A 9,419-nucleotide genomic window follows, 5' to 3' on the forward strand; every position below is an offset into this window, starting at 1 on the left:
AAATCTTTGCCTATAATAAGGCACATATTTATTTCATATATCGCAGATGCAAGAACAAAGGCGTTCCGATTACTAACCGGAGCGCCCTTTTTTACGTATCAATACACTTCTCTAATCATAACTTTGTTCTCCCCCACGCATCTGCGGTATAGGAAATAAATAGAAATCCCAAATACAGTTAAGGAGGCTGGTAAGTATGAAAAAGCTGGAAATCATCATCAAACCCGAAAAGCTGGAAGACTTAAAAGGTATTCTGGACAGTTGCGGCGCCCACGGTCTTATGATCAGTAACATCATGGGTTACGGCACGCAGAAGGGTTACACGCAAATGTACCGCGGTACCAAATACACGGTCAATCTTCTCCCGAAGGTGAAGGTAGAAACCGTCGTTGCTGAGGATATTGTAGAAGCAATCATCAGCAAGGTTACGGAACAGATCACCACCGGTAATTATGGTGATGGTAAAATTTTCGTTTACGATGTAGAAGATGCCGTACGAATCCGTACCGGCGAGCGCGGCGACGAAGCGCTCTGATGTTTTCGCATTCTGCTGATCCCCCACTTCCGGCAGAACGCAGTCGTTTTAAATTTCATACAGACCAGTGATTATCGAAGGAGATAAGGGCGTTAGCCATTATCTCCTTCTTCTATTTATAATATTATAATGGTCTGCACTACAGGAGGTCACGATTATGGAAAATATCTTAAGTGAAGTATTTGGCATCTGGTTTCTGATCGGCGCGGCATTCGTATTCTTCATGCAGGCCGGTTTCGCCATGGTAGAGACCGGTTTTACCCGGGCAAAAAATGCCGGCAACATCATCATGAAAAACCTCATGGATTTCTGTATCGGAACGGTTGTATTTATGTTCCTTGGCTTTGGAATTTTACTCGGTGAGGATACACTGGGCGGCTTCATTGGAATCCCGACTCTCGGCATCATCACCGATTACGCAAATTTTGACTGGTCTAACTTTGTATTTAACCTGGTATTCTGTGCCACCACCGCTACCATCGTTTCCGGTGCCATGGCAGAGCGTACCAACTTCTTATCCTACTGTATTTATTCCGGCATCATTTCTGCTGTTGTTTATCCGATTGAAGCACACTGGATCTGGGGCGGCGGCTGGCTGGCACAGATGGGCTTCCACGATTTCGCAGGTTCCTGCGCCATCCACATGGTAGGCGGCTTCAGCGCATTGATCGGTGCCTGGATGGAAGGCCCGCGTCTCGGTAAATACAACAAGGACGGCACCCCGAACGCGATCCCGGGACATAATGTTGTCATCGGTGCCCTCGGCTGCTTCATCCTCTGGTTTGGCTGGTACGGCTTCAACGGCGCTGCCGCAACCAACGGCCCACAGCTAGCTTCCATCTTTGCAACCACCACCATTGCACCGGCGATCGCAACCGTTACCTGTATGATCTTCACCTGGGTAAAATATGGCAAACCGGATGTTTCCATGTGCCTGAACGCTTCCCTGGCCGGTCTCGTCGGTATCACCGCAGGCTGTGACACCATGGATGCCATGGGTGCTTTCTTTGTCGGCGTTGTCTCCGGGCTTCTGGTTTGCTTTGGCGTATGGTTCTGCGATTATGTGATCCGCGTAGATGACCCGGTAGGTGCTGTAGCCGTTCACTTCTGCAACGGTCTCTGGGGCACCATCGCAGTAGGTCTCTTCGCTACTACCTCTGCTCCGTCCTGTGAGATCAACGGACTGTTCTACGGCGGTGGTGTTCATCAGCTGATTTTACAGCTCACCGGTGTCGGCTCCGTCCTCCTCTGGACCGGCGTAACCATGTTCATCGTGTTCAAGGTCATTGATAAAATCTTTGGACTGAGAGTCACTGATCAGGAGCAGTTAGACGGACTGGATATCCATGAACACGGCATGAACGCCTACTACGGATTCCGCATCGACAAATAAAAATTTAGGGTTAAAACCAATAAAGGTCCGAAGCCGGGATAACCGGCTTCGGCTTTTCTGACTATTCTGCTATAATAAATAGAAAGGAAAAAGACATTCTCTTATGAGAATGCCTTTCAATACGTGCGCGAGAAGATTCGAACTCCCGACACCTTGGTCCGTAGCCAAGTGCTCTATCCAGCTGAGCTACGCACACATATTATTTAGTTTGTTGAGCTCTTGTTCGCTGCAACGATGTATATGATACCGCAGGTTTGCCGTTTTGTCAACACTTTTTAAAAACTTTTTCACAAAAATTTTTGCAGATTTTGCAGATGGCCGAAAAATGGCTTAAATACGCCATTCTCCGGCCATGTATTCCATTTATGACAGCATGCTTTTATACCGTTCCCAGCAGATAATTGATAAACTGCTGCGCGGTACGTCCGGAAATTCCGCCATGGCTTAACTCCCATTTGTTGGCTTCCGCGCGGAGTTCGTCATCTGACATGGTAAGACCTGCCCTGTGTGCTAGCTCTACCACGATATTGAAATACTCCTTCTGAGATGGCTTGGAGTAATTGATGGTCACGCCGAAACGGTTTACCAGGGACAGCTTCTCCTCCATGGTATCGGAACGGTGCATGCCGTTCTGGCTCTCCACATCGTCGCGGTCGCTCCAGTTTTCCTTGATGAGATGTCTGCGGTTGGAGGTTGCATAGATCAGGATATTGTCCGGCTTGGTCTCCACGCCGCCCTCAATGACTGCCTTTAAAAACTTGTACTCAATCTCAAACTCCTCGAAGGACAGATCATCCATATAAATGATAAAGCGGTAATTGCGGTTCTTAATCTGGGCAATGACAGCAGAGAGATCCTTGAACTGGTGCTTGTAGATTTCGATCATACGCAGGCCCTGGTCATAAAACTCATTGACGATGGCCTTGATACTTGTGGATTTACCGGTACCACTGTCACCGAACAGCAGCACGTTGTTTGCCTTTTTCCCCTCTACAAAGGCCAGGGTATTGTCAACCAGCTTTTTCTTCTGGATCTCATAGCCGATCAGGTCATCCAGCATGACAGCATCCATGTTGTTGATAGCGCAGAAATTCACGCCGCCATCTTCTCTGGACTGGATGCGGAATGCCTTATTGAGGCCGAACATGCCGACGCCATACGCCTTGTAAAAACCAGTCACCGCATCAAAGAATTCATTCTCATCTGCTGCTGCCGCCAGCTTTTCGCTTAACATCCGTACCTTCTCGCTGACGTTCTTATTGTACATCAGTTCCTTCTTGCCAATGGCCTTATAGTTTGACAGGCGGGTAAAGCAGTCAATGCCCAGGTACTCCTCCAGCGCGCTGAAATCATAATGGAACAGCTCCATAAATGCCTTGAAATCACTTTTCGCAAAATAATTGACGCTTCCTTCATTCGCGCCCACCTTCTCACAGGTAATACTGAAGGGATTTTCATTGGTAATCAGCAGAAAGGTCAGATAATTCTGCCACAGGTTTTTATCGAAAGCATAATCTGTCGCCACCTGAAGCAGGTGCTTGATCTGGGTAAAGGTTCTGGTAACCAGTTCCTCTCTGGTCTGGCTCTTGTTGTCTGCCTTCCGGATGATATCGGCCAGCTCCATCAAAATGGTATCCTTCGGCATATCACCGTAGATGAGTAACCGTGAAACAATCTTGTACATCTTTCTCTCCTCGTCTTTCTTCTTTGTATATAAGGTAATTATATGGATTCTACCACAATCTTCCGCAAAATAAAAGACAGAATAGCCGAGGCTACTCTGTCTGGTATGGGGGAACAAATAAATTGAAAGTCTTCTGAGTTATGCTGCTTTGTACTTCTCAATGTTCTGGAAAAGCTCATTGCAGTCGTTGCTGTAGATTTTTAAGTTCACGGTCTGGTTGAAGCCCAGATTCATGATACCAAGTAAGGATTTCGCGTCAACGACAACACTGCCGCGGCAAAGATCCATGTCAAACGGATACTGCTCTACAGTCTTAACAAAATCAAGTACCTCATCCGGATTACGGAAAGTCAGATTCATCTCTCTCATAATGGTCACTCCTTCTAAAATTGAATAAAATCAAATATAGTCAATGAATATGATGTCTTGTTTTTTATGTTGACATTATTCTACCATTTTCGTCAGAAATGCAAAGAGGAAATTTTTTAAAAAGGAGTAACTATTTAAGGTGTTATTCCTTTGTCAATGATTCTGTTTTCGAAACTGCGCCGGAAGCATGCCCACTTCTTCCTTAAATACCTTACTCATGTACTTTGGATCGGAATAGCCTACCATTTCCGCGATCTGGTTTAATTTCAGACTGGAATGCAAAAGCAGCTCCTTGATGCGCTCGATGCGCATTTTCCGCACGGTCTCCGTAAAGGATATGCCGGTTTCTTTTTTGATCAGCGTGCTTAAATACTCATCGGTCACACACAGCCGCTCTGCCAGCTCCTCCAGCGTGATGCCCTGGCTGTAATAGGTCTCGATCATGGACAGGGCACGCTTTACCAGCAGGCTGACGCTCTCCGGCTGATCCTGTCCGCCGGTAATCGCATCATAAAAGTTTTGCATCAGCTCACGGATACGCTGCCAGGAAATTGCCTGAGATAGTTCCCCCACAATATGACGCATGGAAATGTGATCTGTCACCCGGCCCATGGAATCCGCGACTGCGATCATAGCCACCACAAGCCTCGCCCAGGCTTCGCGGATCTCATCCGGGTGATGCGGTTCCTCTACACAGTATGCCATGATCTGCTCCAGTATGCGATCATAGGCAGCCCGGTCCCGCTTCACCACTGCCTGCTTTAACTGAGACTCCAGATCCAGGGAATATTTAAGCGGCACTGTCTGGACGGCACTGATCTGTTTTTCCGTCATCAGCTTTCCTTCCGGAAAGCAAAGTTTCCACATACGGGCCTGTTCCAGCTTCTCAAGGCCGGAGGAAAACTCCGTCAGGCCCTGGCAGACTGTCCAGCCAAAGATCGGCGGGTGCTTCAGATTGCTGTAGGCCGATGGGATGACCAGCTTTTCGCACCAGCTGCGGATTTTTTCCGGATCCTTCATATTATAAAAGACTATCACGATGGATCTGTGGTGTACTGTAGTCAGCATACAGACGGAATACTCGCTTCCTGCTGTCAGATACGGCTCCAGAAACCGCTCTGCAGGCTCATAATAGTCATCATAGTAGTCACTTAAATATGCCGTCAGAATGGCAAAGGTACCGTGGCTGTCAATGCCGTAGGTAGTTTCTGCATAGACCTCCAGTTCCTCATCCACGGTAAGCTCCGCCAGAAGTGCTGAACGAAAGATCTGTTCCAGTGACAACAGCTTTTCCTGAATCTTGCGTGTACCTGCCTCCTGCCTTAAGGAGGCACTGGCAGTCCCCAGCGTTTTTTTCAGTTCCTCAAGCTTGATCGGCTTTAACAGGTAATTTTCAATGCCCAGCTCAATGGCCCGCTTCGCATAGGAAAAATCGGAATAGGCCGTCAGTACCACGGCTTTCCCTGTAAACCCTTCTTTTCTCAGCTTTTCCAGCATAGTCAGGCCATCCATCTCCGGCATTTCAATATCCATGATCACAAGATCCGGCTGTTCAGCCAGGATACGCTGGTATCCTTCCGATCCATCCTTGGCTGAACCAACGACCTCATATTCCGGATCCAATTTGGGCAGCATTTTTACCAGACCATTCCGGATCGATTTTTCATCCTCCACTATGATAATCTTCATTCTGCTCGTCTCCCCCCTTCTGCGCAGATAAACAGATGCACACTGGTTCCTTCTCCTTCCCGGCTCTCAAAATACATCTCATGCTCTTCCCCATAATAGAGCTCCAGCCGCTTTCTTACATTCGCCACACCTACATGATTTCCATCACTGCTGTTTTTATTATTCAGCTCATTTACAAGCTCCTGCGGCAGGCCGCAGCCGTTATCACGGATCCGGATATAAAGCTGCGCTCCAAAAAGCTTCATGGTTATCTCAATGCAGCACGGCTTTGTCATCCGCCGAAATCCATGATTGATGGCATTCTCAACAAAAGGCTGCAAAAGCAGCTTGTGGATCCGGTACCCCATCAGTTCCTCCGGCACTTCTGTTTTTATCATGAGCGGCTGGTCCAGCTTCTCCTTCTGCAGCATCGTGTAACGTTCCAGCCAGGAAAGCTCCTGCCCGATGCTCACCATATCCCCCGGATTGCGGATGGAATAGCGCAGGATATCCGCCAGCGCCCCCACCATATTGCTGACCTCAAAATCATCGTGCTCCAGTGCCTTCCAGTTGATGGTATCCAGTGTATTATACAGAAAATGCGGATCGATCTGGGCCTCCATAGCCTGCAGCTCTGCGTTTTTCTGATCCACCGTAGACTGCTTTACCTTCTCGACCAGCTGCTTTAACTGGCCAGACATCTCATTAAAACCGGCCACAATACGTTCCACTTCGTTGGCCGGATGCTCTACACTGGGTATCTGAACATCAAAATTACCGTTTTCAATTTCCGACATGGCATACACCAGCCGTCCCACCAGATCCAGCACCGGCCTCATCATAAATGTAAGCAGCACCGTTGACAACAGCATCAGAGCCACCATCGATCCCAGACCTATGCAGATATTAGCCTTGATCTGCTGGTCATACTGTACCTTAGAATAAAAATGGTATACATTCCAGCCGGTTTTATCATTCTTTGCCTTCAGCACACGATAACCGCGCTGCGACTTTACCGCAATACTTTTTCCGATCTGGTCAGGATCCGCCGCCGCGATAATCTGGTCTGAGTCACAGATATAAACTGTAGATTTGTCACTGACCTGGATATCATCCCACAGCACAGATTGATTTACACTGAGAACCACTATACCGGTCTGACGGTTGATGTTTCTGTAATCTGCCAGACGTCTGGTCAGCTGAAGCATATGAACCGGCTGGCTTTCTGTTCCAAGCACATAAGAGCTTCCCTGATACACAGCCATCTGATCCTGCATATTAACCTTCGGAATCTTGTTTGCCCATTTTGTGGAGACAAAGGAGGCTGCTTCCTTGTCATAAAAGCAGACCGTACCGGATTCCGTGATCAGGGTAATCCCCTCCACTCCGACATTCCGGTTGCAGATATGGGCCAGGCTGCGACGGATCTGATATTTTACCGCATCCGAAGGCTTTTCTGACTCATTGATCTGCTCCACCAGTTCTATGATCTCATCATTCGTACAGAAATCGTAAAGCACCATATCATACTTGTCGATGACCATCTCCAGCGTGTGATTGGCAGTATTCAGCTCTCCCTCCAGCTCCCTCTGCAGATTATGCTTCATCGTCCTCCAGGTCTGCACCTGTAGATAAAGCGTAAAGCACAGAATTGGAATAATCAACACTACAGCCAGGAAAAAAATCATAGACCGGAGGCTTCTATTCTTTTTCATATTTCGCCCTCCTGATGCGGCTGATACGCTCCGAAAGCTGCTCTAACTCATCCTGGGTATCTTCGCCCAAAATGACCCGGTTAATGCTCTCCGCGATTTCCATGGACAGGGATGGCCAGTAGGGCTCTATTTCCCTAAGCTTCGCCTGTTTCAGATAACTCCAGTAAGCCTTCTTTACCGGATCGGTCTGGATCTGCTTTTTTAAAAGATCCCTGCGGGCTGCCAGATATCCCACACTGTCCAGATATAGCTCTGTCTGCTCTGGCTGTTCCATAAACCTTACAAACTCTCTTGCTTCCTTTTCGTGCTCCGCACAGGTCACTGTGAGTACTTCGCCTCCGCTGATCGTAATGGAATTTTCACCACACGGCAGCTTTGTCGTGGCAAAATGCAAATCCGGATTTTCTTTCCGGATCTCATTCTCGTAACTGGATGTCATAAATGCCATGGCAATATTTCCATTTGCAAACTCCCACGCAATATCCGAAATAGTCATATTCACATTATCCTCACTGAGGGCCTTGTTCTCCGCCAGCTGCTTTAAAAATCCAAAGGCCCGTCTGCCTGCCGGAGAATCGATCTGTGCCAGGCTTCCGCCATAATTCCAGAAAATAGGCAAAAAACAGAAACTGCTCTCCTCACTCTGCAATGCCGGAAATGCGCAGCCGGACACCTGGTCTGAGGTAACCGCTTCCGCAACTGTCACAAACTCCTCCAGAGTTGTGGGCACTCCGACTCCCGCCTGCTTCAAAAGATCTTTATTATAATAAAATATCAGGCAATTGAGCCCCAATGGCAGCCCAACCAGACGGCCATCCTTCGTGCGGCAGCTGATAAGCGCCCTGGAAAGATAGTTCTCTGCTTTTATTTCTGATGACAGATCCTTCAAAATTCCAACTTTATCATAGTACTGGATATCTGAAGAATCTACAATGGCCAGATCCGGCTGTTCCCCATCTGCAGCTGCCAAAACCAGACGCTTCTTAAAATCCTCATCTGCAATATAGTTGATCTGAATTTCAGTGTCCTGATGCGCGTCATTGAATTTCTGAACCAGTTTTGCCAGACACTGCCTGGATTCTTCCCGATCCAAATAATGCCAGAGCCGCAGAACTGTCTTTTCCTTCCGTTCGGGTTCTTTAACAGGCGTACAGGCCACCAGAACTGCCACACCGCATAGAAGAAGAGCCAGCACAGCCTGTCTTATAATGCTCCTTCTGTCTTTCCGTCTCACATTTTCTGCTCCTTTTGCTCTGTTTGCTTCCGTCATTTTCTGCTTATGTCCTTCCCAGTCACACTTCCCCATGCTATGCCTTTCCCTGTTCTTTTTCCGTCTGCGTCATGCGCTGATGTTCTTCTTTAATCTCTTCATACAAATGATAAAAAGTCCAGCCGGCATTACTTTCCGTCACAACAGCCTTCAATTCCACCTTCGGCACTCCCGCTTTTCGCAGCCCAAGTAAAAGCTCATCGATCCTGCGGCCGGTAAAGCCATGCATCACCAGCATTTCATCCGGAATAACCGGAAGCTCTGTTTCCGGCACAGCCCCATTCTCTGTGCGCTCATAACCGGAAATCCCGGCAAGCGTTCCCACCGGCTGAAGCACCTGCTCCGGTGCCACATTACGGATACGCACTCCCATTCGTACCAGAACTCCTTTTAATTTCATCACCTTGGATGAGACTTCCGGATTATAATAAAGGACCAATTCATGTCCTGCTTTTCTGATCATGTTTTCTTCATCTCCTATTTATTATTCTGTTTTTATTTCTTATCTTCTGTATACAGCGTAACAAAAAAAGGTATCTCTGTAAATACAGAAATACCTTTTTCACGTAAATGCCGCAGGCCGGAATCGAACCGGCACGGGAGATTAGTCCCGCAGGATTTTAAGTCCTGTGCGTCTGCCAGTTCCGCCACTGCGGCATCTATGGCTGACTCGCCAAATGGGGCCTATAGGGCTCGAACCTATGACCCTCTGCTTGTAAGGCAGATGCTCTCCCAGCTGAGCTAAGACCCCTTTTACAATATAAAATTGTAATGATCTGAATACA

At 47.8% G+C, this 9,419-nt stretch carries 7 protein-coding genes, 3 tRNA genes and 1 pseudogene; 2 read left to right on the top strand and 9 right to left on the bottom strand.

The features are described from left to right. Positions 1–196 precede the first annotated feature (196 nt). Positions 197–535, top strand: coding sequence for a P-II family nitrogen regulator (locus DWY84_RS02520; RefSeq protein WP_118530561.1), 339 nt, complete (start codon positions 197–199; stop codon positions 533–535). 157 nt (positions 536–692) lie between these two features. Continuing rightward, positions 693–1,907: pseudogene (locus DWY84_RS02525) on the top strand (ammonium transporter); the annotation flags it as partial. Between the two features lie 143 nt (positions 1,908–2,050). On the opposite strand, the gene DWY84_RS02530 reads toward DWY84_RS02525, so the two are convergent. From DWY84_RS02530 to DWY84_RS02570, 9 genes are all read right to left on the bottom strand, one after another. Continuing rightward, a tRNA-Arg gene (locus tag DWY84_RS02530) sits at positions 2,051–2,124 on the bottom strand. Positions 2,125–2,307: 183 nt separating this feature from the next. After that, positions 2,308–3,612: an ATP-binding protein gene (locus DWY84_RS02535; RefSeq protein WP_118530563.1), complete on the bottom strand. Its 1,305-nt coding sequence runs from the start codon at positions 3,610–3,612 to the stop codon at positions 2,308–2,310. 138 nt (positions 3,613–3,750) lie between these two features. After that, positions 3,751–3,981 carry an HPr family phosphocarrier protein gene (locus DWY84_RS02540; protein ID WP_118530565.1) on the bottom strand — a complete coding sequence of 77 codons (231 nt, stop codon included), beginning with the start codon at positions 3,979–3,981 and terminating at the stop codon, positions 3,751–3,753. A 153-nt stretch (positions 3,982–4,134) separates the two neighbouring features. Beyond that, complete coding sequence (locus DWY84_RS02545; protein WP_118530567.1) at positions 4,135–5,670, bottom strand: response regulator; 1,536 nt, start codon at positions 5,668–5,670, stop codon at positions 4,135–4,137. After that, a complete protein-coding gene (locus DWY84_RS02550; protein ID WP_118530569.1) occupies positions 5,667–7,364 on the bottom strand; it encodes a sensor histidine kinase in 1,698 nt (565 codons plus the stop codon). Before DWY84_RS02550 ends, DWY84_RS02545 begins: the two co-directional genes overlap by 4 nt. Then, positions 7,351–8,598, bottom strand: coding sequence for a sugar ABC transporter substrate-binding protein (locus DWY84_RS02555; RefSeq protein ID WP_182434902.1), 1,248 nt, complete (start codon positions 8,596–8,598; stop codon positions 7,351–7,353). The genes DWY84_RS02550 and DWY84_RS02555 overlap by 14 nt, the downstream gene beginning before the upstream one ends. 73 nt (positions 8,599–8,671) lie before the next feature. Next, positions 8,672–9,097, bottom strand: a complete 426-nt coding sequence (locus DWY84_RS02560; RefSeq protein WP_118530573.1) for a DUF3783 domain-containing protein — start codon at positions 9,095–9,097, stop codon at positions 8,672–8,674. A 108-nt stretch (positions 9,098–9,205) separates the two neighbouring features. After that, a tRNA-Leu gene (locus tag DWY84_RS02565) sits at positions 9,206–9,291 on the bottom strand. 21 nt (positions 9,292–9,312) lie between these two features. Beyond that, positions 9,313–9,385 (bottom strand) — tRNA-Val (locus DWY84_RS02570). Positions 9,386–9,419: the final 34 nt, after the last annotated feature.

Origin of the sequence: Clostridium sp. AF27-2AA (genome assembly GCF_003478505.1) — a bacterium.
In the GTDB taxonomy this organism is placed as follows: domain Bacteria; phylum Bacillota; class Clostridia; order Lachnospirales; family Lachnospiraceae; genus Brotaphodocola.

Excerpts from the sequence above, each read along its gene's own strand:
- DWY84_RS02540 (WP_118530565.1), bottom strand. The coding sequence starts at position 3,981 with ATGAGAGAGATGAATCTGACTTTCCGTAATCCGGATGAGGTACTTGAT.
- DWY84_RS02520 (WP_118530561.1), top strand. The coding sequence starts at position 197 with ATGAAAAAGCTGGAAATCATCATCAAACCCGAAAAGCTGGAAGACTTA.
- DWY84_RS02545 (WP_118530567.1), bottom strand. The coding sequence starts at position 5,670 with ATGAAGATTATCATAGTGGAGGATGAAAAATCGATCCGGAATGGTCTG.
- DWY84_RS02535 (WP_118530563.1), bottom strand. The coding sequence starts at position 3,612 with ATGTACAAGATTGTTTCACGGTTACTCATCTACGGTGATATGCCGAAG.
- DWY84_RS02560 (WP_118530573.1), bottom strand. The coding sequence starts at position 9,097 with ATGATCAGAAAAGCAGGACATGAATTGGTCCTTTATTATAATCCGGAA.
- DWY84_RS02550 (WP_118530569.1), bottom strand. The coding sequence starts at position 7,364 with ATGAAAAAGAATAGAAGCCTCCGGTCTATGATTTTTTTCCTGGCTGTA.